This window comes from Phaeobacter sp. JH20_26, from assembly GCF_048056275.1.
Classification (GTDB): Bacteria; Pseudomonadota; Alphaproteobacteria; order Rhodobacterales; family Rhodobacteraceae; genus Phaeobacter; species Phaeobacter bryozoorum.
Map to the genome: position 1 here is coordinate 24,210 of NZ_JAYMWL010000013.1, position 25,772 is coordinate 49,981.

At 62.2% G+C, this 25,772-nt stretch carries 24 protein-coding genes; 15 read left to right on the forward strand and 9 right to left on the reverse strand.

Translation table 11 applies throughout. From position 1 onward, the window contains the following. Positions 1–106 precede the first annotated feature (106 nt). The 5 genes from VWY60_RS05955 (at position 107) to VWY60_RS05975 (ending at position 5,762) form a co-directional block, all read left to right on the forward strand. Complete coding sequence (locus tag VWY60_RS05955) at positions 107–778, forward strand: hypothetical protein (protein WP_416540031.1); 672 nt, start codon at positions 107–109, stop codon at positions 776–778. Positions 779–845: 67 nt separating this feature from the next. Continuing rightward, positions 846–2,168 carry a PQQ-binding-like beta-propeller repeat protein gene (locus tag VWY60_RS05960; protein ID WP_416540032.1) on the forward strand — a complete coding sequence of 441 codons (1,323 nt, stop codon included), beginning with the start codon at positions 846–848 and terminating at the stop codon, positions 2,166–2,168. A gap of 99 nt (positions 2,169–2,267) precedes the next feature. Beyond that, entirely contained in the window at positions 2,268–3,728 is a 1,461-nt protein-coding gene (gene der, locus VWY60_RS05965; protein WP_340545839.1) for a ribosome biogenesis GTPase Der, read from the forward strand. Between the two features lie 331 nt (positions 3,729–4,059). After that, positions 4,060–5,076 (forward strand): fatty acid desaturase, encoded by a 1,017-nt coding sequence (locus tag VWY60_RS05970; RefSeq protein WP_416540033.1) that lies wholly within the window; start codon positions 4,060–4,062, stop codon positions 5,074–5,076. Continuing rightward, the gene (locus tag VWY60_RS05975) at positions 5,073–5,762 is read left to right on the forward strand and encodes a helix-hairpin-helix domain-containing protein (protein ID WP_416540034.1); all 690 of its coding nucleotides are present in this window, start codon (positions 5,073–5,075) and stop codon (positions 5,760–5,762) included. The genes VWY60_RS05970 and VWY60_RS05975 overlap by 4 nt, the downstream gene beginning before the upstream one ends. A gap of 90 nt (positions 5,763–5,852) precedes the next feature. Here VWY60_RS05975 and serS read toward each other — a convergent pair whose 3' ends face one another. Together serS and VWY60_RS05985 are read right to left on the reverse strand one after the other, a co-directional pair. Continuing rightward, positions 5,853–7,145, reverse strand: coding sequence for a serine--tRNA ligase (gene serS, locus VWY60_RS05980; protein WP_416540035.1), 1,293 nt, complete (start codon positions 7,143–7,145; stop codon positions 5,853–5,855). Between the two features lie 124 nt (positions 7,146–7,269). Beyond that, positions 7,270–8,796, reverse strand: coding sequence for a pentapeptide repeat-containing protein (locus VWY60_RS05985; RefSeq protein WP_416540036.1), 1,527 nt, complete (start codon positions 8,794–8,796; stop codon positions 7,270–7,272). Between the two features lie 179 nt (positions 8,797–8,975). On the opposite strand from VWY60_RS05985, the gene yajC reads away from it, so the two are divergent. From yajC to VWY60_RS06030, 9 genes are all read left to right on the forward strand, one after another. After that, positions 8,976–9,260, forward strand: a complete 285-nt coding sequence (gene yajC, locus VWY60_RS05990; protein WP_340545835.1) for a preprotein translocase subunit YajC — start codon at positions 8,976–8,978, stop codon at positions 9,258–9,260. A 34-nt stretch (positions 9,261–9,294) separates the two neighbouring features. Continuing rightward, entirely contained in the window at positions 9,295–10,956 is a 1,662-nt protein-coding gene (gene secD / locus VWY60_RS05995) for a protein translocase subunit SecD (protein WP_340545834.1), read from the forward strand. 1 nt (position 10,957) lies between these two features. Beyond that, positions 10,958–11,926, forward strand: coding sequence for a protein translocase subunit SecF (gene secF / locus VWY60_RS06000; RefSeq protein WP_340545833.1), 969 nt, complete (start codon positions 10,958–10,960; stop codon positions 11,924–11,926). Between the two features lie 166 nt (positions 11,927–12,092). Next, a complete protein-coding gene (locus tag VWY60_RS06005) occupies positions 12,093–12,446 on the forward strand; it encodes an Mth938-like domain-containing protein (protein ID WP_340545832.1) in 354 nt (117 codons plus the stop codon). Positions 12,447–12,541: 95 nt separating this feature from the next. Beyond that, positions 12,542–13,168, forward strand: a complete 627-nt coding sequence (ccmA, locus tag VWY60_RS06010; RefSeq protein WP_416540037.1) for a heme ABC exporter ATP-binding protein CcmA — start codon at positions 12,542–12,544, stop codon at positions 13,166–13,168. Beyond that, positions 13,165–13,821, forward strand: coding sequence for a heme exporter protein CcmB (gene ccmB, locus VWY60_RS06015; RefSeq protein ID WP_340545830.1), 657 nt, complete (start codon positions 13,165–13,167; stop codon positions 13,819–13,821). The genes ccmA and ccmB overlap by 4 nt, the downstream gene beginning before the upstream one ends. A 45-nt stretch (positions 13,822–13,866) precedes the next feature. Then, on the forward strand, positions 13,867–14,598 hold the full coding sequence (locus VWY60_RS06020) for a heme ABC transporter permease (protein WP_416534182.1): 732 nt from the start codon (positions 13,867–13,869) through the stop codon (positions 14,596–14,598). Beyond that, on the forward strand, positions 14,595–14,768 hold the full coding sequence (gene ccmD, locus VWY60_RS06025) for a heme exporter protein CcmD (RefSeq protein ID WP_416540038.1): 174 nt from the start codon (positions 14,595–14,597) through the stop codon (positions 14,766–14,768). The genes VWY60_RS06020 and ccmD overlap by 4 nt, the downstream gene beginning before the upstream one ends. After that, a complete protein-coding gene (locus tag VWY60_RS06030) occupies positions 14,761–15,300 on the forward strand; it encodes a DsbE family thiol:disulfide interchange protein (RefSeq protein WP_416540039.1) in 540 nt (179 codons plus the stop codon). Before ccmD ends, VWY60_RS06030 begins: the two co-directional genes overlap by 8 nt. 54 nt (positions 15,301–15,354) lie before the next feature. On the opposite strand, the gene VWY60_RS06035 is transcribed toward VWY60_RS06030, so the two are convergent. Continuing rightward, positions 15,355–15,654 (reverse strand): putative quinol monooxygenase, encoded by a 300-nt coding sequence (locus tag VWY60_RS06035; protein ID WP_416540040.1) that lies wholly within the window; start codon positions 15,652–15,654, stop codon positions 15,355–15,357. A gap of 274 nt (positions 15,655–15,928) precedes the next feature. Then, on the reverse strand, positions 15,929–18,616 hold the full coding sequence (gene acnA, locus VWY60_RS06040) for an aconitate hydratase AcnA (RefSeq protein WP_416540041.1): 2,688 nt from the start codon (positions 18,614–18,616) through the stop codon (positions 15,929–15,931). 246 nt (positions 18,617–18,862) lie between these two features. Here acnA and VWY60_RS06045 point away from each other — a divergent pair, with 246 nt between their 5' ends. Continuing rightward, entirely contained in the window at positions 18,863–19,588 is a 726-nt protein-coding gene (locus VWY60_RS06045; protein ID WP_416534178.1) for a DUF1223 domain-containing protein, read from the forward strand. Between the two features lie 89 nt (positions 19,589–19,677). Here VWY60_RS06045 and VWY60_RS06050 read toward each other — a convergent pair whose 3' ends face one another. The 5 genes from VWY60_RS06050 to VWY60_RS06070 all read right to left on the reverse strand — a co-directional run bounded on the left by VWY60_RS06050 (position 19,678) and on the right by VWY60_RS06070 (position 25,656). Next, positions 19,678–20,613 carry a lysophospholipid acyltransferase family protein gene (locus tag VWY60_RS06050; RefSeq protein WP_416540042.1) on the reverse strand — a complete coding sequence of 312 codons (936 nt, stop codon included), beginning with the start codon at positions 20,611–20,613 and terminating at the stop codon, positions 19,678–19,680. 169 nt (positions 20,614–20,782) lie between these two features. Further along, positions 20,783–21,982 (reverse strand): flagellar motor switch protein FliG, encoded by a 1,200-nt coding sequence (locus tag VWY60_RS06055; protein WP_416540043.1) that lies wholly within the window; start codon positions 21,980–21,982, stop codon positions 20,783–20,785. A gap of 76 nt (positions 21,983–22,058) precedes the next feature. After that, the gene (locus VWY60_RS06060; RefSeq protein ID WP_416540044.1) at positions 22,059–22,676 is read right to left on the reverse strand and encodes a tetratricopeptide repeat protein; all 618 of its coding nucleotides are present in this window, start codon (positions 22,674–22,676) and stop codon (positions 22,059–22,061) included. Between the two features lie 169 nt (positions 22,677–22,845). Next, a complete protein-coding gene (gene purB / locus VWY60_RS06065; protein ID WP_340545820.1) occupies positions 22,846–24,150 on the reverse strand; it encodes an adenylosuccinate lyase in 1,305 nt (434 codons plus the stop codon). Between the two features lie 255 nt (positions 24,151–24,405). Next, on the reverse strand, positions 24,406–25,656 hold the full coding sequence (locus tag VWY60_RS06070; protein ID WP_416540045.1) for an alpha/beta fold hydrolase: 1,251 nt from the start codon (positions 25,654–25,656) through the stop codon (positions 24,406–24,408). Positions 25,657–25,772 lie beyond the last annotated feature (116 nt).

Here is a 25,772-nt window from a genome sequence, read left to right on the forward strand (position 1 = left end):
AACAGGGCCACTTGGCTTGGCACCGGTTGCACTGTAAGAGAAGCAGAACACAGGAAACTTTCCGGCAAGCGCGGGGGCGGTTGCCGGATCTGCCAGGGACATTTTCATGAGCGACACCGACAGCTTTATCGATGAGGTGACAGAAGAGGTCCGTCGCGATCGCCTGTTCAAGATACTCAAACGTTATGGCTGGATTGGCGGCGTGGCCGTGGTGCTGATCGTGGGCGGGGCGGCGCTGCGCGAATACAACCGCGCCCAGACCGAGGCCGCCGCGCAGGCGCTGGGTGACCAGATGATCGCCGCGCTGGACAGCGACGACAGCGCGGCCCGTGCCAATGCGCTGGATGCCATCACCGCTGAAACCGCCGGGGGCGATACGGTGCTGAAGCTGTTGCAGGCCGGTGCTCTGGCCGACGCAGGCGAGCGCGCGGCCGCTGTTGAGCGGCTGAATGCGGTGGCCAGCAATGGCGAGATGCCAGTGATCTATCGCCATATCGCGACCTTCAAGGCGCTTGGCCTGCAGCAGGACAGCCTGCCCATCGCCGACCGCCGGATCCAGTTCGAGGCGCTGGCCCAGCCCGGTGCGCCGCTGGCGCTGCTGGCGCAGGAACAGCTGGCCCTGATCGACATCGAAGACGGCAATGCCGAGGCCGCCATCACCCGTCTGCGCGAGATTATTGCGTCGGCGGCGGTCACCTCGGACTTGAAAGACCGTGCCTCGCAAGTGATTGTGGCGCTTGGGGGAGCGCTGGAGCCGGCCGCGGCACCAGAAGGCTGAGGACAATATCTGCGCTGACGGGCGCAGCGAGAAACGTGCAGTATAAGTGCAGTAACGGGGCAGGGTAATGACGGCAGTAACAAGCTTTTGGGGAGCAAGGGGCATTCTGACAGGAACCGCATTGGCGTTGGTCCTGTCCGCCTGCACCGAGCCTGAGGTCATCCTGCGCGGTGAACGTCTGGATCTGCGCGATGACAGCGTCGCCGTGGTGACCAATGAAACCCGCGCCATTGCCCTGCCTGCGGCACGCAGCAACACCAGCTGGCCACAGGGCCCCGGTGTCGAAGGGCTGCGGCCGGTCCACCCGGCGCTTGCCGCCGCTCCAAACGCGATCTGGTCTACCTCCATCGGCGCGGGCGACAGCCGTCGTCAGCGCATCACTGCCACGCCGGTTGTCGGCGATGGCCGCATCTACACGCTGGACAGCGGCGCCAGAGTTTCCGCCGTTGCCACAAACGGGGCCTTGCAGTGGCAGAGCGAGCTGCTGCCAGCCTCCGACAGCTCCGGTCAGGCCACCGGCGGCGGTTTGGCGTTTGACAATGGCGTGGTTTATGTCTCCTCCGGCTATGGTGTGCTGACCGCGCTGGACGCGGCGAGCGGCGCGACCCTCTGGCGGCAGGAGCTTGAGGCGACCGGCTCGGGGCAGCCCACCGTGCACGATGGGCTGATCTATCTTGTGGCCGGCGATGACACCGGCTGGGCGGTCCATGCCAAGGATGGCCGGATTGCCTGGCAGATCCAGGCCACCCCGAGCCCGTCAAATATCCTGGGCGCGCCTGCGCCTGCGGTGACCTCCGATCTGGCGATTTTTGCCTTTGGATCCGGCGATCTTACCGCGACCTTCCGCAAGGGCGGCCTGCGCCGCTGGAACGCCTCGGTTGCGGGCAAGCGGATCGGGCGGACGATTTCGCGGATCAGCGATGTGACCGGCTCGCCCGTGGTGTCCGGCAACCGCATGTATGTCGGCAACCAGTCCGGGCGTACTGCGGCCTTTGATCTGGCGGCTGGCGATCGTCTGTGGACCGCCCCCCATGGCGCGGTGGATCCGGTCTGGGCGGTTGCGGGCAGTGTTTTCCTGATCAGCGATCTGGGGCAGCTGCTGCGGCTGGACGCGGACAGCGGCGAGGCGATCTGGGCGGCCGATCTGCCCGGATACCTGAAGGACAAACCCCGCAAGCGGGGCGCCATCGTGGCGCATCACGGCCCGGTGGTGGCCGGGGGGCAGGTGGTTGTCGCCTCCAACGATGGGCTGCTGCGCTTTTTCAGCCCCGAAAGCGGAGCACTGCTGCGCACGGTTGCGGTGCCGGGCGGTGCCAGCACCGCGCCGGTGGTGGCTGGCGGCACGCTTTATGTCGTGTCGACCAAAGGACAATTGCACGCTTTCCGATAGCGCTTTGATGCGGTAGGAGAGGGTTAAACAGCGATGTGCTCTGGCAGGGCACGCGCAGATGCGCTATGGGGCGCGTCTGAATCGCAGAAAGTTGGTCTGATGTCTTTTACCCTCGCTATTGTGGGCCGCCCGAATGTGGGCAAATCCACACTGTTCAATCGTCTCGTCGGCAAGCGGCTGGCGCTGGTGGATGACCAGCCCGGCGTTACGCGCGATCTGCGCGAAGGGGAAGCGCGTCTTGGCGATCTGCGCTTTACCGTGGTGGATACCGCCGGTCTGGAAGATGCCACCGATAACTCGCTGGAAGGGCGGATGCGCCGCCTGACCGAGCGGGCGGTCGATATGGCCGATATCTGTCTGTTTATGGTCGATGCCCGCGTTGGTGTGACTCCGGTTGATCAGATGTTTGCCGAAATCCTGCGCAAGAAATCCGCGCATGTGATTCTGGCCGCCAACAAGGCCGAGGGCAATGCCGCCGACGCCGGTGTTCTGGACGCCTGGGGGCTGGGGCTGGGAGAGCCGATCCGCCTGTCCGGCGAACATGGTGAGGGTCTGAACGACCTTTATGCGCAGCTGATGCCGCTGGCGGATGAGTTTGAAAAACGCGCCAAGGACGACAGCCCGGAGATTGACGTCGTGCTGGATGAGGACGCCGAGGAGGATGACCTCTCGGTGCCGATGCCGACTCGCAACAAACCGTTGCAGGTGGCGGTTGTCGGGCGTCCGAATGCGGGTAAATCCACCCTGATCAACAAGATCCTCGGTGAGGATCGCCTGCTGACCGGGCCCGAGGCCGGGATCACCCGCGATGCGATCTCGCTACAGATCGACTGGCAGGATGTGCCGATGCGGATCTTTGACACCGCAGGTATGCGCAAGAAGGCCAAGGTGCAGGAAAAGCTTGAGAAACTTTCCGTGTCCGACGGTCTGCGGGCCGTGAAATTTGCCGAGGTAGTGGTGGTCCTGCTGGACGCGGCAATCCCGTTTGAGCAACAGGATCTGCGCATTGCCGATCTGGCCGAGCGTGAAGGCCGCGCGGTTGTGGTTGCGGTGAACAAATGGGACATCGAGGACGAAAAGCAGGAAAAACTGCGCAATCTGAAAGAGGCCTTTGACCGGCTGCTGCCGCAGCTGCGCGGCGCGCCGCTGATCACCGTGTCGGCCAAGACCGGCAAGGGTCTGGACCGGCTGCACGCCGCCATCATGCGTGCCTATGACGTCTGGAACCGCCGGGTGCCAACAGCGGCGCTGAACCGCTGGCTGACGGGGATGCTGGAACAGCACCCGCCGCCAGCCCCGCAGGGCAAACGGATCAAGCTGCGCTATATGACCCAGGCCAAGACCCGTCCGCCGGGCTTTGTGGTGATGTGTTCGCATCCCGACAAGATGCCCGAGAGCTATAATCGCTATCTGGTCAACGGGCTTCGGCAGGATTTCGACATGCCGGGCACGCCCATTCGTCTGACGCTGCGCTCGCAGTCGGACAAGAACCCCTACAAGGGCAAGAAAAAAGCGCCGCCGTCGAAGCTGCGCAAACATCTGGAAGGCCGCCGCAGCTGAGCGTTGCCGTGCTGACCGCAGGATGAGATTTCGGGCAGCCCCTTCGAGGGCTGCCTTTTTTCATGGGGCGCGCGGCTTCACGCCTGCGACCTTGGCCCCATTTGACCGCAAGCCATTGGCTTTGCTAGGCTTCACCATAGATTATTGAAAGCCGGGGTGGCTTCTCTGCGCAATCTGATGCCGGTCGGGCGGCCGGACCCTCAGATGCGGGGCGCCGCGTCGGGGTATTGCGGGGTATTCACAGTGGCGGTCTGAGCGTCGCCGGGCCACGGGCAATTTGCCTCAGGCCATCGTCATTTCAGCGTCACACTGCGTCTCTAAGGAACATTTCATGGATCTGAGAGCATATACGCGGACTTATTGCGAGAAGGATAACCGGCTGGCGGCGCTCAGCTATTTTGGGACGTTTGCGGTCTATTTCCTGTCGCTGTCACTCGCGATCCGCTACGCCGACATCTGGTATCTGATGGCGCCTGCCGGGGTGGTTTTTGCCTTTGCGGCGGTGCGGCTTTATGTACTGCAACATGACACCGGGCATCATTCGCTGTTCGAAACCCGATGGCAGAACGAAGTCGCAGGCCATGTGCTGTCGCCCTTCACCTTTGCGCCGTTTGAGGTGATGAAACAGAACCACAATGAGCATCACGCCTATGTTGGCAATCTGGAACACCGCGAGTCCGGTGAGATCCACACCATGACGCTGCGCGAATGGCAGGCGGCGGGCTGGGCGCAGCGGCTGGTCTATCGGCTGTATCGCAACCCGTTTGTGCTGGTGCCGCTGGGGGCGGCGTTCACCTATTTCATCCGCTATCGCTGGCCGAAGAACACGCTGCGCTTTGGCGTCCTGGGGGTGGTGCTGCACAATGTGGTGATCGTGCTGCTGCTCGCGCTGCTCTATGCCATCGCGGGGATGGCCGGGGTGCTGATCTGGCTGGGGTTTTCCTTTCTTGGTGGGATGATCGGGGTGTTTCTGGTCTATCTCCAGCATAATTTTGAGGACACCTATTGGGATCGTCGGCCGGACCTCAATCCGCAGGTGGCCGCCCTTCAGGGATCATCGTGCCTCGATTTTGGCTGGTTTTTTGACTTTGCAGTCGCCAATATCACGCTTCATGACATTCATCATTTCAACGCCCGCATTCCCAGCTACCGGCTGCGTCGGTGCCACCACAATCTGCCGCCGGAGATTGCTCCGCGCAGGATCAAATTTGGCGAGGCGGTCCGCGCCATGGGGCTGAAACTCTGGGATGAGGAGCAGCAGCGGCTGGTGCCATTCCCGCAGCAGGCGGCAGGATCGGTCGCCGTGGCGGGTGGGATGCAGGCGACCAACAGGCAGGAGACCTCATGACATCCATTGCAACACTTCCCGGTGTCGGTCCTGCCTTGGCGCAGGTTCTGGCACAAAACGGCTGCGCCACGGTTGAGGCGGTTGCCGGAAAAACGCCGGAGGAGCTGAGCCGGATCCCGCGTATCGGCCGGCTGCGCGCGCAGAAGCTTGTGGCCGAGGCGCGCAAGGCGCAGCAGGTCGCGAAGGGGGCCGGGACCGGACCGGATCACCGTGCCAATGGCGCCACGCCCGCGACAGCGGCGCGCAATGGCGCGGATACCCAGACGGGCGATGCCGCGCAGCTCAGCTCGGCGCTTGCTGCGGCCGAGGCCGCCCGCCGCGCTGCGGAGGCCAAGGCGGAGAGGGCCGTCACCAAGGCCAAGAAGGCCGCCAAACAGGCCGCAGCCCTGGCCGAGGAATTCGCCGCCGCAAAGGTGAAGGCCAAAGCCAAGGCAAAGCGGGTGAAGGCCAAGGCAAAACGCGCCATCGAGAAGGAAAAGGCCAAGGCCAAGGCGATCCTTGAGGCCAAGAACAATCCAAAGAAAGACGGCAGTAGAAAAGACGGCGCCAAGAAAGACGCCAAGAAGGAACCTGCCAAAAAAGCCTCCGCCCGGAAAGAGACCGGCAAGAAGGAGGCAGGCCGCAAGAAGGCCAGTGCGAAGAAACAGGACGATTCTACCGCTGCCGCTAAGGGCAGGAAGAAATAGGCCTCATCGGAGGCGCGTCTCGCGAGAAAAGGAAAACCGGCGCTGGGGTGCGCCGGTTTTTATATTTTATTAACAGGTTGCAGTGCGCTGTTAAACCAGATCACCTGCCGCCGTTAGGGTCAGGCGACCGCCCAGGTAGGGGGCAAGCACCTCGGGCAGTTTGACGGAGCCGTCTTCCTGCTGGCCGTTCTCCAGCACCGCAATCAGGCAGCGCCCGACCGCCAGACCGGAGCCATTGAGCGTGTGCAGATATTCCGGCTTGCCACCGTCCGCAGGTTTGAACCGGGCGTTCATGCGGCGGGCCTGAAAATCACCGGTGGTGGAGACCGAGGAAATCTCTCGGTAGGTGTTCTGCCCCGGCACCCAGGCCTCGATGTCAAAGGTACGGCGCGCGCCAAAGCCCATGTCGCCGGTGCACAGCACGACGGTGCGGTAGGGGATGCCCAGTTTCTCAAGGATCCCTTCGGCGCAGCGCAGCATACGCTTCTGCTCATCATCGGACTGGCTGGGGTGGACGATAGAGACCATCTCCACCTTCTCGAACTGGTGCTGACGCAGCATGCCGGAGGTATCCTTGCCGGCGCTGCCCGCCTCGGAGCGGAAACACAGCGTATGCGCGGTCATGCGGATCGGCAGGGCGGCCTCATCAAGCGTGTCGCCCGCAACGGAATAGGTCAGCGGCACCTCGGAGGTGGGCACCAGCCACCAGCCATTGGTGGTCTGATAGCTGTCATCGCCAAACTTGGGCAGCTTGTCGGTGCCATACATCGCCTCATCGCGCACCAGAACCGGGGAATTCACCTCGGTCAGCCCGTTCTCATCGACATGGGTGTCGACCATGAACTGCGCCAGCGCGCGGTGGATACGGGCCACGGCGCCCTTCAGCAGAACAAAGCGGGAGCCGGAGATTTTGGCGGCGGTTTCGAAATCCATCGCAGCTGCGACGCCCTTGATTTCAAAGTGTTCTTTCGGTTCAAAGGTGAAATTGGGGATCGCCCCCCATTTGTTGACCTCGACATTGTCGTCCTCATCCGCGCCCTCGGGCACGTCCTCGGCGGGCAGGTTGGGAATGCGGGCCAGCACATCGGTGAGCTTGGCGTCCAGTTCCTTGGCCTCGGTCTGCAGGGTGGCGACTTCGGCTTTCTTGCCGGCCACTTCCGCGCGCAGACGTTCGAATTCGGCATCGTCCCCCTTGGCCTTGGCCGCGCCGATGGCCTTGGCCGCCTTGTTCTGGTCGGCCTGAGCGGTTTCGGCCGCCTGGATTTTGGCCCGGCGGGTTTCATCCAGCGCCAGGATGTCAGAGGACATCGCCGCATCCCCACGCCGCGCCAAAGCGGCGTCAAAAGCGGCAGGGTTCTCGCGGATCGCGCGGATGTCATGCATGGGGAGTGCTCCTAAAGCGTTGAATCAGTGCTGCCAGCATATGCCGGATGGGGGCGGGAAGGGGAAGGGGGCGCGCACGTTTGCCGCCGGGGTGTTGTGGGATGGCACGTTAGGGGGCGGTGGTCTACTCGTCCGGTGCCGTGGGCGGGATGTAGTTGTCGGGGTCCGTTTGCCATTTTCTCCATTGTGTGAGGCTTTCTGGATCCTTCAATGCTATTTTTGGCCAATGAACTGGCCAGACCGGACACTCGGGGCCATGTCCGTCTGGCAAATTCGTGCCGCGGAAGCCGAATCCGCTGTTCAGTTGTTCACGGTCGATGTTGACCTCAGAAAAGTCGATTTCTTGTAGCATTGACGTTGTCAAATCGGTTTCGCTGAGGTTCGTGGATCTATCAAACCTGACCCAATAGAGCCTTGCCCCTTGCATCTGGGCATCTGCAAGGTTAGCTCCTTGCATTTGAACATGAACGAGGTCAGCCCCCTGTAGCAGCGCCCTGCGAAGATTTGCGCCCTGCATCAGCACCCCGGAGAGGCGGGCCTGCTGCATCTGTGCTTCACCTAGGTTTGCACCCTGCATATCTGCTCCTTTCAGGTCACCTCCCTGTATCTGTGCCGCCACAAGATTTGTCTCCTGCATATTTGCACCGAAGAGATTAGCCGCCTGCATCTGTGCTTCACTGAGGTTTGCCGATCGCAACCTCGTTCCGAACAAGTATGTTCCCTGAAATTTAGCCTCGAAGAGGTCTGCGTCTTGCATCTGTGTACGTTGTAGGCGTGCCCCCTGTAGTCGCGCGCCGGATAGCCGGGCACAAGAAAGTTTTAGCTCATTTAGGTCAAAGCCCTGTAGATTGGCCCGCCGTAGATCAATAGTGATGCTGTCGGGATCGACACCTTCAATATCTTCCATCCGTCCAAGAACCTGCACCGCGTTTTCCATGTCTGATCGCTTAACCGTGAGGCCCTGCGCCCATGTTCGCAATTCTTTCGTTGCCACATCTTCTGGCGGAATTTCTGGGGGCACCTCGCGAGAGAGTTCGCGCACATAGACGCTCAGAAGCCTTGAAACTCGGGCAGCTGTGTCCGGGCGCTCCTTCACTAGCCCCTCCAGCCGGTCGATGGCAGCGTTGCGGCGGGTTATGTCGTCTTCCCAGATATTCTGCGTACCGTCCCAGCGCTGGCGCATGGCGTGCAGGTCTTGGGTGGCGGCGTTGATCTTGTCGTTGAACAGGGATTCATCAGCTGTCTTGTTGGCCTCGCGCGTCAGTCGGATCCGGATCAGGGTGAAAGGCAGCGCCACCACCGCGCCAAGGGTTGCAGTCATCGCCGCCAGTCGCAGCAGGGCGAAACGGGCAGATGCCTCTGACAACGGATTTTGTGGGACCACAAACCAGATCAGCTCCCACAGCATCAGCAGCAGACCGGTGAACAGCGCCAGAAACAAGCCGGACCACATCAGGGCAAGCAACAGAAACAGCCCGTCGCCGAACTGTGCCAGTCCCAGAATATCTTTGAGGCGGTCTAGCGGATCGGTTTGCTTGCCCTCCGTGCGGGGCATGGCTGCATAGACGACAGCCACCGCCAGTACAAAGCCAGCAAGGGCAACAATCGCCCAGAAATACTTGGGATCAATCGGCAGGATAATCGTGGTCATATGGGCAATCTGGATCTGAAATGGGTTGTAAAAACCCTCTCATCGCTCCCGCCATGGGTCAACTGCGTTTGCGGTATCGCAACTGGCCCCGTTAGCCTTGCAAAGCCCCGGGCCAGCGCATAGGTTCCCCTGCAAAATTAAGGGCGTCTGAAGCGCCTGTCACACAGAAGGAATATCCCATGGAAGGTGGCGCACTCGCCCAGTTTCTCCCGCTCATTCTGATCTTTGCGATCATGTATTTCCTGCTGATCCGTCCGCAGCAGAAAAAACTGAAGACCCATCAGGCGATGGTCGAGGCGCTGCGCCGGGGCGATCAGGTGGTGACCCAGGGTGGCATCATCGGCAAGGTGGCCAAGGTCAAGGACGATGGCGAGATCGAAGTGGAAATCGCCGAGGGTGTGAAAATCCGCGTGATCAAATCCACCATCGCGCAGGTTCTGAACAAGACCGAGCCGGCAGCGTAAGTATCCCCGCTTAACCAACTGAAAAGGCAGGGCAATGCTGCAAATTGATCTCTGGAAGCGGGTTCTCATCTGGCTGGTCTGTGTGACCGGCCTTTTGCTTGCCCTGCCAAATGCGTTTTACACGCGCGTCGAGCAGGCCAATGACGCCGCCGCCGAAATAATCGCGAAGGGCGAAAGCCCCGCGCGGCTGGACGTGGCGGGCCAATGGCCGTCGTTCATGCCGTCGTCGCTGGTCAACCTTGGTCTGGACCTGCGCGGTGGCGCGCATCTTTTGGCCGAGGTGAAGGTGGCCGACGTCTACGGCGCGCGCATGGATGCGCTCTGGCCCGAAGTGCGCGACGCTTTGCGCCCTGAGCGCGGTGAGGTCGGCACCTTCCGTCGCCAGCCCGCACCAGAAGGGCAGATTCGTCTGAAGATCTCTCAGCCCGAGGGCATGGCCCGCGCGCTGGAGGTTGTGCGTGGTCTGGCCAATCCGATCACCAGCCTGACTGGCGCCGGGGCCACGGATATCACCGTGTCCGGGACCGGTGACATTCTGACTGTAGAGCTGAGCGAGCAGGAGAAGCTGGCCTCTGATGACCGCACCGTGCGTCAGGCGTTGGAAATCATCCGCCGCCGGATCGACGAAGTGGGCACCCGCGAGCCGACCATTCAGCGCCAGGGCAGCGACCGGATCCTGATCCAGGTGCCCGGCATCGGGTCGGCGTCTGAGCTGAAGGCGATCATCGGCACCACCGCCCAGCTGACCTTTAACCCCGTTGTGGGGCGCGGCACGGACGCCGATGCCAATGCGGGTGTCGGCAACAAAGTCGTGCCGTCGCTGGACGAAGACGGTGTGTTCTACACCGTTGAGGCTGCACCGGTTGTGACCGGTGAGGAGCTGGTGGATGCGCAGCCGTCGTTTGATCAGAACGGCCGCCCGGCGGTCAGCTTCCGTTTCAACACCACCGGCGCGCGCAAGTTCGGCGACTATACGGCCGAAAACATCGGTTCGCCCTTTGCCATCGTGCTGGATGAGGAGGTGGTCTCCGCCCCGGTGATCCAGTCGCATATTCCGGGTGGCTCTGGCATTATCACCGGCAACTTCACCATCGAGGAAAGCACCAATATGGCGATCCTGCTGCGTGCAGGTGCGCTGCCTGCGGGGCTGGAGTTCCTTGAGGAACGCACGATTGGCCCGGAACTGGGTCAGGACAGCATCGACGCGGGCAAGGTTGCGACCATCGTCGCCTTTGTCGGGGTGCTGGTGTTCATGGCGCTGAGCTACGGTCTGTTCGGGATCTTTGCCAATATCGCGCTGATCCTCAATATCGCGCTTATCTTTGGTGCGTTGAGCCTGATTGGTGCGACGCTGACCCTGCCGGGGATTGCGGGTATTGTTCTGACGGTCGGTATGGCGGTTGATGCCAATGTGCTGATCTTTGAACGGATCCGCGAGGAGCTGAAGGCCGGTCGAGGTCCTGCACGGGCCATTGACGAAGGCTATTCCAAGGCGCTGAGCGCCATTCTTGACGCCAATATCACCACCTTCATCACCGCTGTGATCCTGTTCGCCATGGGCTCTGGCCCGGTGCGCGGCTTTGCGATCACGCTGGGGCTGGGGATTCTGACATCGGTCTTCACCGCGATCTTCGTGACGCGGGTGATCATCGTGATGTGGTTTGAACGGCGTCGTCCGAAAACAATCGAGGTCTGAGATGCGGCTGAAACTAATTCCCGAAAATACCTCGTTTGATTTCTTCAGACTCTGGAAACTGTGGCTGGGCATCTCTGCGCTGATGATCGTTGTCGGCTTTGCCTCCTTTGCCTTGCAGGGGCTGAATTTCGGCATCGACTTCCGCGGCGGCACCACCATCCGGACCGAAAGCACGACCGAGATCGACGTGGGCGCCTATCGCGGCGCGCTGGAACCGCTGGAGCTGGGGGACATCACCATCAGCGAGGTGTTCGATCCGACCTTTGACGAGGACCAGCATGTGGCGATGGTGCGCATTCAGGCGCAGGGCGATGGCGAGTCGATTTCCGGCGCAGTGATCGCGGATGTGAATGCAGCACTGGATACGGTGGCACCGGGGATCAAATTCGTCTCGGTGGAATCTGTAGGCCCCAAGGTCTCTGGTGAGCTGGTACAGACGGCGGTGCTGGCGGTTGCCCTCGCGATTGGTGCGGTTCTGATCTATATCTGGCTGCGCTTTGAGTGGCAGTTCGCGCTTGGCGCTGTTGCCGCGCTTGTCCACGATGTGGTGCTGACCATTGGCGTGTTCTCGGAACTGCAGATCAAGTTCGATCTGGCCATCATCGCGGCGCTGCTGACCATCGTCGGCTATTCGCTGAACGATACCGTGGTGGTTTTTGACCGGGTGCGTGAAAACCTGCGTCGCTACAAGAAAAAGCCACTGGCCGAGGTTCTGAACATCTCGATCAACGAAACCCTCAGCCGGACGGTGATGACCTCGGTGACCACATTGCTGGCGCTGATCTCGCTTTATGTGCTGGGCGGCGATGTGATCCGGGGCTTTGTCTTTGCGATGATCTGGGGCGTCATCATCGGCACCTATTCGTCGATCTTCGTGGCCTCCACCATCCTGTTGTGGCTGGGTGTGAAACGCGACTGGACCAAGCCGTCGAACACCGCAGGCAACCAGTTCGCAAATATCGACGCCTGAGAGTTCAGATCGCGCGACGGATCAAAGGCCGCAGCCCCATGGGTTGCGGCCTCTTTTTATCGGCATATGCGGCGCTGGTATTTTGTCGCGGTGGCGGACATGTTATGCAGCCGGGCAGGGCAGGGTCGCCCGCCCACCACCCGACCACGTACAAAGGATGCACGCCATGCGTTTGAACGAAGTTGCCTATACGGATGCCCTGCCAATTGATGGCTATGGGCCGGGGTTCTTTCGGGTTGGCGGTGAGGTGCATCACGGCAATATCCTGACCGGGGCCACGGGGACCACGGACTGGGGCGGCTATGAGGACAGCGCGCCATTGCTGGCGCTTGCCGGGGATGTGGATGTGCTGTTCGTCGGCACCGGCGCCGAGGTGGCCCATATCCCCGCCGGTCTGCGCCAGCAGCTGGAAGGGGCCGGGATCGGGGTTGAGGCGATGAACTCCCCCGCCGCCTGCCGGACCTATAACGTGCTGTTGTCCGAGGGCCGCCGCATCGCGCTTGCGGCGCTTGCGGTCTGACTGTCGCACGTGCAGGCCTGGGCTTGATCTGGCGCAAGGACAGCGGCCGCCGGATCGGCTTTTTCGGAGCAGAACCAAATGGGTAGGCGGATTTCATGACAGTGACCATCGCAGGGCTGAGCATCGCGCGCGGCGGCGTTCCGGTGCTGGAGGGGGTGAGCTTTGCGCTGACACCGGGCCGGGCGCTGATCCTGCGGGGGCCAAACGGCAGCGGCAAGACCACGCTGCTGCGCACCATCGCCGGGCTGCAACCGCCGCTGGCGGGTGAGATCAGTTTTGACGGCGACGGCAGCGCCGAGGATTTTGCCTATGCCGGCCACGCCGACGGGATCAAGCTGACGCTGACGGTAGCGGAGAACCTGCGGTTCTGGGCGGCGATTTTTGCCACCGGCGCGATTGATGCCGCTCTGGATGCCTTTGACCTCCGGGGTCTGCGCGACCGGCAGGCCGGGGCGCTGTCGGCCGGACAGAAACGCCGCCTGGGTCTGGCGCGGCTGATGGTGACGGGGCGGCGCTACTGGATCTTGGATGAACCGACCGTCAGTCTGGACCGGGCCTCGGTGCAGCAGTTTGCACAGGTGGTGCAGCAGCATCTGGCCGGTGGCGGCGCGGCGCTGATCGCCACGCATATCGATCTTGGTCTGGATGGCGACACGCTGGATGTGGGCCGTTTTCGGGCCAGGCTGCCGGATCTCGACAATTTTGACGGAGCCTTCCTGTGAGGGCGCTGTTGCTGCGGGATCTGAAGCTGGCGCTGCGTGCCGGCGGCGGCTTTGGGCTGGGGCTGGCGTTTTTCCTGATTGTCACCGTGCTGGTGCCATTCTCGGTGGGGCCGCAGTCCGAATTGCTCAGCCGTATCGCGCCCGGCATCCTCTGGCTGGGCGCGCTCCTGGCCTGCCTGTTGTCGCTGGACCGTCTGCTGGCGCTGGACTGGGAGGATGGGACGCTGGATCTGATGGCCACGGCGCCGCTGCCGCTGGAAGCGGTGGTGACGATCAAGGCGCTGGCCCATTGGATCACCACCTCGCTGCCGCTGGTTCTGGCAGCACCGGTGCTCGCGGTTCTGCTCAACCTGCCGGGGCAGGGGTTTCTCTGGCTGGTGGTTTCGCTGCTGTTGGGCACGCCCGCGCTGTCGGTGATCGGCACCTTTGGTGCGGCGCTCACTGTCGGGCTGAAGCGGGGCGGTCTGCTGATGTCGCTTCTGGTGCTGCCGCTTTATGTGCCGACGCTGATCTTCGGAGCCGAGGCGGCGCGCCGGGGGGCCGAGGGCATGGCGGTAGAGACGCCGCTGTTGATGCTGGCCGGTATCTCGGCCGCCTCGCTGGCGCTGCTGCCCTTTGCCAGTGCCGCCGTGCTGCGCGTCAATTTGCGCTAGGATGAATGAATTGAGATCCCTTCAAGCAAGAGCTAAATAGCCACCATGTCGATCTGGGAATACGCCAATCCAAAGAAGTTCCTGACCACCTCGGAGCGGGTCTTGCCCGCGCTGTGGGTCACAGCTGCCGTGCTGACCTGTGTGGGGCTGGTCTGGGGGTTCTTCTTCACACCAGATGACTACCGGCAGGGGTCCACGGTGAAGATCATCTTCCTGCATGTGCCTTCGGCGCTGATCGCCATCAACGCCTGGTTCATGATGTTGGTGGCCTCGCTGATCTGGGTGGTGCGCCGTCATCATGTCAGTGCCCTGGCCGCGCGTGCTGCAGCGCCCGTCGGGGTGGTGATGACGCTGATCGCGCTGGTGACAGGCGCGCTCTGGGGGCAGCCGATGTGGGGCACCTGGTGGGTCTGGGACCCGCGGCTGACCTCATTCCTTGTGCTGTTCCTGTTCTACCTTGGCTATATCGCCCTGTGGGAGGCGATCGAGGATCCGGACACGGCGGCGGATCTCACCTCGATCCTGTGTCTTGTCGGCTCGGTCTTTGCGGTGCTCAGCCGCTATGCGGTGAACTTCTGGAACCAGGGTCTGCATCAGGGCGCGTCGCTCTCGCTCGACAAGGAGGAGAATGTGGCCGATGCGTTTTCCAACCCGCTCTATGTCTGCATGATCGGCTTTGGCCTGATGTTTCTGGCGCTGGTGCTCTACCGGACCGGCACGGAAATCCGCGCCCGCCGGATCCGTGCGCTGATGCTGCGTGAAAGGATGGACGCATGATGCCCGATCTTGGAAAATATGCCGTTGAAGTGCTGTCTTCCTACGGCGCCTCGCTGGTTCTGCTGGCCGGACTGCTGGTGATCACCTTTGCCCGTGGTCGCCGGATACGGCGGGAGATGCGGGCAATGGAACAACAGATGCAGACCCGTGGAGGTGCGCCCCGTGGCTAAGATTTCTCCCGTGATGGCGCTGCCGGTTCTGGTTTTTGGCGGGCTGGTGGCCCTGTTTCTGGCTGGCATGTTCCGCGATGATCCCGAAAGCCTGCCCTCAGCGCGCGAAGGTCAGAGCGCGCCGCCGGTTGTGCTGACCGATTTTCCCGGTGAACCCGGGTTCGACGATGCCACGCTGCGTGACGGCAGCGTGAAACTGGTGAATTTCTGGGCCAGCTGGTGTGGCCCCTGCCGGGTGGAACACCCGAGCCTGGATGCGCTGTCCAAGGAAGGGCTGGCGATTTACGGGGTGAACTACAAGGATCAGGAAGACAATGCCGTTGGCTTTCTGAACGAGCTGGGCAATCCCTATACGGCCATCGGTCGCGATGAGGCAGGTCGGATGGCGCTGGACTGGGGTGTCTATGGCGTGCCGGAAACCTATGTCATCGACGGTAAGGGCACTATCATCCTGCGTTTTGCCGGTCCCATCACGCAGCGGGTGATCGACAGCACCCTGCGCCCGGCACTGGCGCGTGCGGCAGCCAACTGATGCGGCTGCCATCGGCAGGCGGCGCAGGCCTGACGGGGCAAGCAGGATCCGATCCTAGCCAAGCTCATAGGTGCGGAAGATCTGTTCGTCCTGTATGAACTCTGCCAGCCGATCAAAATCACCGCGTTCTGCCCGCCAGGTGAGATAGGCGCTCTGGACCTCGCTGTTCTCCCATCTCTGGAAAATGACCACCTCGCCGCGCTCTGGTGCCAGCAGGAGATGGGCCTGGATACAGCCCTGAAAACGACGGGTTTCCGGCATAAGTTTCTGCAGCGCCTCGACCAGCTCGTCGTAGAGGTCGGGGATCGCCGTGATGGTGACAATGATAGCTTCTTCTTCAGGAGTGTCTTTCACTGGTCATCCGTCTGAGTTTAGTGTGTCTTGGGGGGCGGCTGAGCAGCCTGTTGCATCTGGCGTTTCCGCCGTAACGCGGCTGCTACATCTGTTAACAAATCCTAGACGGGCCGACAGCTCGCCGTCCAGTCGAAAGTTTACCTTACGGCATCTTGGCGCGATGGTTCCGATTGGTCCCGCGAGTTTATGCCTGAATTCATCGTGTTGAAAACAAAAACGGGTGCCCCGAAGGGCACCCGCGTTGATCGCTCAGATGCAGTGACCCGCGCCTGCCTTAGGATTTGGCGAGGTTGCGCAGCACGTAATGCAGCACGCCGCCATGTTCGATGTACTCGATCTCGGGCGCGGTATCGATGCGGCACTTCAGGGTGATGGTCTTGGTGGTGCCATCGCCGTAAGTGATGTCGCAAGGAACTTCCTGCTGCGGCTTGATGGTGTCCAGGCCGTGGATCGAGACCGTCTCATCGCCGGTGAGCTTCAGCGTCTTACGCGTGTCGCCGCCGGTGAACTCAAACGGGATCACGCCCATGCCAACCAGGTTGGAGCGGTGGATACGTTCGAAGCTCTCGGCGATGACCGCCTTGACGCCCAGCAGGGCTGTGCCCTTGGCCGCCCAGTCGCGCGAAGAGCCCGCACCGTATTGTTCGCCGCCGAAGACAACCAGCGGGGTACCCTGTTCCTGATAGGCCATGGAGGCCTCGTAGACCGAGGTCTGTTCGCCATCGGGGCCTTTGGTATAGCCACCTTCGACACCGTCGAGCATCTCGTTCTTGATGCGGATGTTGGCAAATGTGCCGCGCATCATGATCTCGTGGTTGCCACGACGCGAGCCGTAGGAGTTGAACTCACGCGGCTGCACCTGACGGTCCAGCAGATACTGGCCAGCCGGGGTGGTGGTCGCGAAAGAGCCCGCCGGGGAGATGTGGTCGGTGGTGACCATATCGCCAAGGATCAAGAGCGTTTTTGCGTCCTTGATGTTGGAGATGGTACCCGGCTCAGAGCCCATACCCTGGAAGTAGGGCGGGTTCTGGATATAGGTGGAGCTTGCCGGCCAGTCGTAGGTCTCGGCGTCGGTGGTGTCCACCGCCTGCCATTTCTCGTCGCCTTTGAACACATCGGCGTATTTCGACAGGAAGGCTTCGCGGGTCACGGTTGCTTCGACCAGATCGGCGATTTCCTTCTGGCTCGGCCAGATGTCTTTCAGGTAGACGTCGTTGCCGTCCTTGTCCTGTGCGATCGGATCGGTTGCCAGATCGATGTCCATGGTACCAGCCAGCGCATAGGCGACGACCAGCGGCGGCGAGGCCAGGTAGTTGGCGCGCACATCGGGGCTGATACGGCCTTCGAAGTTGCGGTTGCCGGACAGGACGGAGGTCGCGACCAGATCCCCTTCGGCGATGGCGTCGGACAGTTCCTGCTGGATCGGGCCGGAGTTGCCGATACAGGTGGTGCAGCCATAACCCACGAGGTTAAAGCCGATCTTGTCCAGATCTTCCTGAAGGTTTGCGGCCTCCAGATAGGCGGACACAACCTGCGAACCGGGCGCGAGCGAGGTTTTGACCCAGGGTTTGCGATCCAGACCCAATGCGGCGGCCTTGCGCGCCACAAGGCCCGCACCGATCATCACATAGGGGTTGGATGTGTTGGTGCAGGAGGTGATCGAGGCGATCACGACCTTGCCGCTTTCCATGGTGTAGTCCTCGCCCTTGACGGCGATTTCCTTGCCCATGGGACGCTTGAACGTCTCTTCCATTTCCTTCTGGAAGGCCGCCTTGGCACCGGTCAGGGCAACATAGTCCTGCGGGCGTTTCGGGCCGGAGATCGCAGGCACGATGGTGCCCATGTCAAGGCTCAGCGTGTCTGTGTAGATCGGGGCGTAATCCGCATCGCGCCAGAAGCCGTTTTCCTTCGCGTAGGCTTCGACCAGCGCGATACGATCTTCGTCGCGGCCGGTGTTGCGCAGGTAACGGATGGTTTCATCATCGATCGGGAAGAAGCCACAGGTGGCACCATATTCAGGCGCCATGTTGGCGATGGTGGCACGGTCTGCCAGCGGTAGCGTGTCCAGACCCTTGCCGTAGAATTCCACGAATTTGCCAACAACACCTTTGGCGCGCAGCATTTCCACAACCTTCAGCACGAGGTCGGTGCCGGTGGTGCCTTCGACCATGGCACCGGTCAGCTCAAAGCCGATGACCTCAGGGATCAACATGGAAATCGGCTGACCCAGCATCGCAGCCTCGGCCTCAATGCCGCCAACACCCCAGCCCAGAACGGCCGCGCCGTTGACCATGGTGGTGTGGCTGTCGGTGCCAACCAGCGTGTCAGGGTAGGCAACCATATCTCCGTTCTGATCCTCATCCGACCAGATGGTCTGGGCGAGATATTCCAGGTTCACCTGGTGGCAGATGCCGGTGCCCGGGGGCACAACGCGGAAGTTGTTGAACGCGCCTTGGCCCCATTTCAGGAACTGATAGCGCTCCATGTTGCGTTCATATTCGCGGTCAACGTTCATCTGGAACGCGCGCGGGTTGCCGAACTCGTCGATCATGACAGAGTGGTCGATGACCAGATCAACCGGGTTCAGCGGGTTGATCTTCTGGGCGTCGCCCCCCAGCGCCTTGATCCCGTCGCGCATCGCGGCGAGGTCCACAACGGCGGGAACGCCGGTGAAATCCTGCATCAGCACGCGGGCCGGACGATAGGCGATTTCGCGGGGGTTTTTGCCGCCATTGGCGCCCCATTCGGCGAAGGCCTTGATATCGTCAGTGGAGACGGAGAAGCCGCCGTCCTCAAACCGTAGCATGTTTTCCAGCACCACTTTCAGCGCGGCAGGCAGCTTGGCAAAATCGCCAAGACCGGCCTCGGTGGCGGCGGGGATCGAGTAATAGGAGATCGACTTGCCGCCTGCGCTCAGTTTGCGGCGCGTCTTGGCATTGTCCTGTCCGACGGTGATAGGCATGTTTGGCCTCCCTCTGGGATGTGAATACAGGGAATTCGCTACCGGCTATCTGCAACAGGTCGGGCGTGCATTCAATAGCTGAAACGCCGCAGGCGGCATTTTTGTATGCAATAGTACACAAAATTTGCGCCAAGGTGGAATTTTCACCCTAAACAGCACCGCGCACGGGCGTCTCAAGAATGATTGATTGGTCATTTCAGGCTCAGCCCGCTAGATCCATAAGCCAGAGCAAAAAGGGTATCTTGTATGAAATGGGTCGCATCGCTTTTTCTGGCCGTGTGGATGACGCTGCCAACCGGGGCTGCCGCGCAGAGCGCTGGCGCGGCCACCGATCTGGTGGTGGTGGAGCTGTTCACCTCGCAGGGGTGCTCCTCCTGTCCGCCTGCTGATGCGCTGCTGCGGCAGCTGACGGCGCGGCCTGATGTGCTGCCGCTGGCGCTGCACGTGGATTACTGGGATTATATCGGCTGGAAAGATCAGTTCGCCGATCCCGCCCACACCCGCCGCCAGAAAGGATACGCCCACGTCGGCGGGCGCCAGATGGTCTATACCCCGCAGATGATCGTCAATGGTCAGGACGATGTTGTCGGCGCCAATGCGATGGAGCTGACCGAGGTGATCGCCAGCCATCAGACCCGGCCCAGCCAGGTGTCGATCCGCATTGATGGCAGCGCCGCTGATGGCGTCGCTGTCGCGTTGCGCCGGGCCGATACCGCGCCGGTTCTGTCCGGGCCGATCTCGGTGCAGCTGGTGCGTTATGCGCCGCTGAAAACCGTGGATATCTCACGCGGGGAGCTGGCGGGCCGTCGGTTGGATTACGCCAATGTCGTCGAACAGATCGACCGCGTGGCGGATTGGGACGGGCAGGGCACGCTGGAGCTGACTGTGACGCTGACCGATGCCCGCCCGGCCGCGCTGCTGGTACAGCAGGCGCCCTATGGTGCGATCCTGGCCGCAGCCAAGCTGAACTGAGACAGGCTGAACTGAGACAGGCTGAAGTGGGCCGGGCAAACCTGAGCCAGGCCAGACGAAGACCGCACACCGCAGCACCCCGGGCAGGCTCAGGTCGCGTCCGGTTTCCGGTCTGCCGGTGTGGGTTTCGGGATCGGCACATAGGGTTTCCACCGCCGGTGGATCCAGAACCACTGCCCCATATGTTGCCGCACCAGTTCCTCCAGCCGTTTGCAGAGGGTGGTGGTCATGGTGACAGGATCCGATGGGGCGATCTCTTCCTGTACGATGATCTCGAAATCCAGCCCGTTGGGCTGGCGAATGGCGTAGACCGGGATCATCGCAGCCTTGTATTTCAGCGCCAGTTCGGCTGGCACGATGGAGGTCACGGCGGGTTCGCCGAAGAAGTCGATATTGACCCCGCCATGGGCATGCAGATCCGCCACGATGGCAATGATGCCCCCCTGTTTCAGGTGGCGGACCATCTCCATCATGCCGCGTTTTCCCTGTTCGAACATGGGCTTACCGGTCTTTTCAATGGCGCGCACATAGTGGTCGTTGAAATAGGGATTGGCCATCCGACGATAGAGCGCCCCCATGGCAAAGCCGCGCTTGATCAGATTGGCGCGCGCGGCGTCGTAATTGCCGAAATGGCCGGTCACCAGAATGACCGGACGCCCTTCGGCGCGGGCGCGTTCCAGCGCCGCCAGACCGGGGCCGGAGACCGGCGCCGCCCAGGCGCGCTCCAGAAACGGTTGCCCGGCGTAGAGTTCCGCCACCACGCGCCCGACATTGTCGCTGACCTCATCGCAGAGACGCGCCACCTCCGCCTCCGGCAATTCGGGGCAGGTCAGCGCGAGATTGTCACGCACCCGTTTGTGAAACCCCGCCAGCGGTGCAGCCTTGCGCATCACCCAGCCCATCGCCGGAATGCGTTTGTCATAGGGGATCAGACCCAGCGCGCCGATGATCGCGCGCAGCGCCAGATTGCTGGCGTAGTAGCTGGCGCGGCGGCCTGGGGACAGGGTGGAGGGATCAACGGGCATGTCCGGTCGGCCTGCAATTGAGGAAAGCAAAATCAGCCGCGACCATAAACGGCGGCGCCAACAGGCACAAGCAACCGACCCCGTGATCGGCAACGCAGCTCTTGGCCATACGTCCGCTCAGATCCGGTGGACGCGGCCCTGGGCCGCGCCGCCGTGGCGGGCGCTGAGATCAGTCCTCTTCGTCCTCGTCAGTGGCGCGCAGCTCGATCTCGCCGGAATTCACCAGCTCTCGCAAGGCGTTGACGATCGTGCCCATGGCACCTTCTCCAACGCTGCGCTTGACCTTGCCCCGTTCGGCCACTTCCTCGCGGATGTTGTTGGCCATCCGGCTGGACATATTGGCCAGCATGAATTCGCTGGATTCCACATCGTCCTCGTCGGTGGCAAAGGCGATGGCGGTGACCAGATCCTGCTGCGCCAGAACGCGCGCGATCTTGGGCACATCGACGGGGCTGACGCGCTGTGAGATCAGAGCATAGGTGAAGATCGATTTGCGGACGTCACCGGCGAATTCCTCGTCTTCCTCATCCAGCGCGGTCAGCACCTCGTCACGTTTGCCGGCTGCCGCCTGGGTCAGGATGGCCCCCATGCGCTGGCCCGGCGTCTCTTCAAAGGCGACCTCGGGCCGCGCCTCGATCTGCGCGGCAAGCGACAGGCCAATGCGATCCACTGTATCCGGGGTCACGGCGGCGGTCTGACTGACAGCATAGGTGATGCGGCGGGCCACGGGACCGGGCAGGTGGATCAGCATCTGCGCCGCCTTGGTGGTGTCGAGTTTGGACAGAAGGACAGCGGCGACCTCGGTGCTTTCGGCCTGAGCCAGCTCAGCCAGCTCCTCTGGCGGCAGGGCGCGCAGACGCTCCCACGGGTCGCCAAACTGGCGCACGCCGGCCTCCTTGCGCAGGCGGCTGGCCGTCTGGCGGCTGATCTTGCCCTCCATCGCGGAGAGCGCACCAGCCAGACCATTGGGAAAGGAGAGCCCGACGTTGTCGAGCATTTCGGCAAATTCCCCGGCCACCTCATGCAGGGTGGTGCGGTCGATCAGCCCCATGCGGCCCATCTGCTGGGTCAATTCGATCTGCAAATCGTCCGGCAGCGATTCCAGCGGGATATCGGCCCCTTCGTTCAGCAGCAGGCGGACCACAATGGCGGCTTTGGCCTTGCCGCTGAGTTTGGATTTGGCGGCGGGCATACCACCGCCCATTGCGGGCATATCCAGCGCACCGCCACCCATGCCGCCCATCCCCATATCGCCGCCGCCGAAATCGCCGCCGAAATCCATCCCGCCAAGCGGAGCCGGGGCGGAGAAATCGCCAAAGTCATCTGAGGAGGCCGCCATGGGAAGCGCCAAAGCATTTTCATTCTGCATTTATGAGCCCTAGCCAAAAAGATTCTCTTTCTGTTGTCTCCAATCTAGGGCGCAAGCCGTAAAGAAATGCTGAAAATCAATAGCTTTGCGTCTGTCCCGACAAAAGCGCCTCGCGCAGCGAGACCTCGGCCCAGCTGCCACTGCCGCCAGCGGCGCGGATCAGTTTCCACTGCTCCAGCGCAAGACCGTATTTTCCTTCAGCTACAAACCCTTGCCCCATGTAAGACCGCGCCAGATGGTTCTGTGGATCCAGCGCAATGGCACGAGTGTAATAGGACATGGCCTGATCCCGATAGCCCTGCTTACGATAGGTAAAGCCCCAATAGGTCAGCACCCGGCTATCCATCTGGTCAGGCATCGCCGCCAGCACCGCCTGCGCGTCGCCATAGCGGCCAGCATAGGCGAGTTCGCGCACGGCGTCATACATTTCATCCGGGTCGAGCGAGGAGTGTTTGGGCGCGACGCAGCGCTGTTTCTGATCGTCCCAGACCTTGGCGCCCTTGCAGGTCTTGGTGGTGTTGGTTGGCTTTGGCGCGGCGCTGTCATCGCTCCCCGCCGCCAATGACTGGCCTGCAAAGCCGGTGGCAAAAGCGGCCGAGAGCGCCAGCGCAGGCAGCGCGGCACAGCTGGCCCGCAGCACCGATGCGGGCAGAGAACGGGCGAGGAGGGCGGTTCGTGTCGGGAGGGCAGGCATGGGATTGTCCTTTTGTCGCGCGCGCCGCGGATCTGCGGCCTGAGGTGTCTTCACCTTAGAGGGTGGACCACCGGGGCGGGATAACAAGACAGTGAGGCGCAGCGGCACGAAAAAGGCCGCCCTGCGTGTGGCAGAGCGGCCTGTGCAATCACAGAGATCACAGGTTGGCTTAGTCGCCAAACACCCGGGCAAAAATCGTGTCGACGTGTTTGGTGTGATAGCCCATGTCGAATTTCTCGTTGATCGCCTCTTCGCCAAGGGCGGCAACCACATCGGCATCCGCCAGCAGCAGCTCGCGGAAATCAACACGATCTTCCCAGACCTTCAGGGCGTTGCGCTGCACCATGGAATAGGCGTCTTCGCGGCTGACACCCGCCTGCGTCAGCGCCAGCAGCACCCGCTGCGACATAACGAGGCCGGGGAATTTGTTCATGTTGTCCAGCATGTTCTCAGGGAAGACCAGCATCTTGTCGATGACGCCGGCCAGACGGTTGAGCGCAAAATCCAGGGTCACGGTCGCATCCGGGCCGATGCCGCGCTCCACCGAGGAGTGCGAGATATCGCGCTCATGCCACAGCGCCACGTTTTCCATCGCCGGGATCACCGCCATCCGCACCAGGCGCGCAAGGCCGGTGAGGTTTTCGGTCAGAACCGGGTTCTTCTTGTGCGGCATTGCCGAGGAGCCTTTCTGGCCCATCGAGAAGAATTCGGCGCCTTCCAGCACCTCGGTGCGCTGCATGTGGCGGATTTCCACTGCGATATTCTCGATCGACGACGCGATGACGCCCAGCGTGGCAAAGAACATTGCGTGACGGTCGCGCGGGATCACCTGGGTCGAAATCGGCTCGGGGCTGAGGCCGAGCTGTTCGCAGACATGTTCTTCAACGCGCGGGTCGATATTGGCAAAGGTGCCAACCGCGCCGGAAATTGCACCGGTGGCAACTTCGGCGCGGGCATTTTGCAGACGCTGCTTGTTGCGGTCCATTTCGGCATAGAAACGGGCAAAAGTCAGACCCATGGTGGTCGGCTCGGCGTGGATGCCATGGGAGCGGCCGACGCGCACGGTGTCCTTGTGCTCCAGCGCGCGTTTCTTCAGCGCGGCGAGCACCTTGTCGACGCCCTCGAGCAGGATGTCGGCGGCACGCACCAGCTGCACATTGAGGCAGGTGTCCAGCACGTCCGACGATGTCATGCCCTGATGCACAAAGCGCGCTTCCTCGGAGCCGACATGTTCGGCCAGATGGGTCAGAAAGGCGATGACGTCATGTTTGGTCACGGCCTCGATCTCGTCGATGCGGGCGACGTCGAATTCCACGTCCTTGGCTTTCCATACCGCGTCGGCGTTCTCGCGCGGGATCACGCCGAGGTTCGCCATGGCTTCGCAGGCATGTGCCTCGATTTCGTACCAGATCTTGAATTTGGTTTCCGGCGACCAGATGGCAACCATTTCAGGACGGGAATAGCGGGGGATCATGGGCAGCAGCACCTTATTGTAGCAGGGCAGAAGGGAAGCGGATGATGCCGCGCGTCTTAGAGCAGCGCGCCTCACAGGGCAAGGGCGCGGAGCCAGCCCGCGACAGAAAGCGCCCGATTTCAGCTGTCTTATGTCTCGCATCCGGCGCATCGGTGCGTTTTGCGCCACTGATAGGGAGGCAGACGGCATCCGTTACGGGGCCGGCAGCCAGCGGCGACATCCGCCCGCCCAACAAATGCCGCCGTCAGCGCAGGGTCAGAACGGCAGATGTGCCGGATCCACCTCAATCTCGGCCTGATCCAGCCGCGTCGTCACCTTGGCGCCATGTTCCAGCGTGCGATGTACCGGACAGCGGTCGGCGATATCCATCAGCTTGGTGCGTTGATCTGCGCTTAGGGGGCCGGTCAGATAGATCACGCGGGTAAACTGGTCGATCTGCGCCGGACCCGAGGGCAGGGCATCCTGCGCATGGACCTTGTCATGGCAGACATCGACGCTGACGCCTTCCAGCGGCCAGCCCTTGCGCCGGGCATACATGCGGATGGTCATGGAGGTACAGGCGCCGAGACCGGCGGCGATAAACCCATAGGGTGTCATGCCACGATTGCTGCCGCCATAGGCCAGCGGTTCATCGGCGTAGGTGTGATGACGGGGGCCGGACTGGATATCCTGCAAAAAGCCGTTCGGATCCGCTTCGGTGACACGCAGCACGCCTTCGGGGGCACCGGGGGGCGGAGCAGGCGGCGACAGGTCGATATAGCGCCCGGCCCAGGCGGCGATGAGGTCAGCGGCATATTCGGCATCACGGGGACGCGAGATCAGGTGGTCGGCATCGTCCAGCGTGACAAAGCTCTTGGGGTGTCTGGCCGCCATGAACAGCTCTGCTGCATTGTCGATGCTGACGGTGGCATCCAGCGGCGCATGCATCACCAGAAGCGCGGCATCCAGATCAGCAACGGCGCTGGTCAGCGCCTCGCTGCGGATGTCGTCGACGAATTGCTTGCGGATCAGGAACGGGCGGTCGGCAAGGCAGACCTCGGCCGCACCTTCGGTCTCAATCTGCTCCAGCGCCTCGCCAAACTGATGCGCCACATGGGCCGGATCGGAGGGCGCGCCAAGCGTCACCACGCCGCGCACCGACGGCAGGCCTGCACGGGCGCGCAGCACCGCAGCGCCGCCCAGCGAATGACCGATCAGCAGCGCAGGCGCCAGCCCGCGCCCCGCCAGATATTGTCCCGCCGCCACCAGATCGGCGACATTTGAGCTGAAGTTGGTATTGGAAAACTCGCCATCGGAATGACCCAGACCGGTGAAATCAAACCGCAGGACGGCAATTCCCATCGCCGCCAGACGGGCCGAGATGCGCCGCGCCGCCGGGATGTCCTTGGAACAGGTGAAACAATGCGCAAACAGCGCCGTTGACAGGATCGGCCCTTCGGGTAGATCCAGTCGCGCAGCCAGCTGGTCACCGGAGTGACCGGAAAAGGAAATGCGTTCGGTGGGCATAGGAATGGCCTTTATCTGGGGGTCGCCCTAAGGTGCGGCGACAGCCGGGCAGGTACAAGCCATCAGGCCCCGACGTCACGGGAAGGTGAGGGATATTGACAACAAATACGACCCTG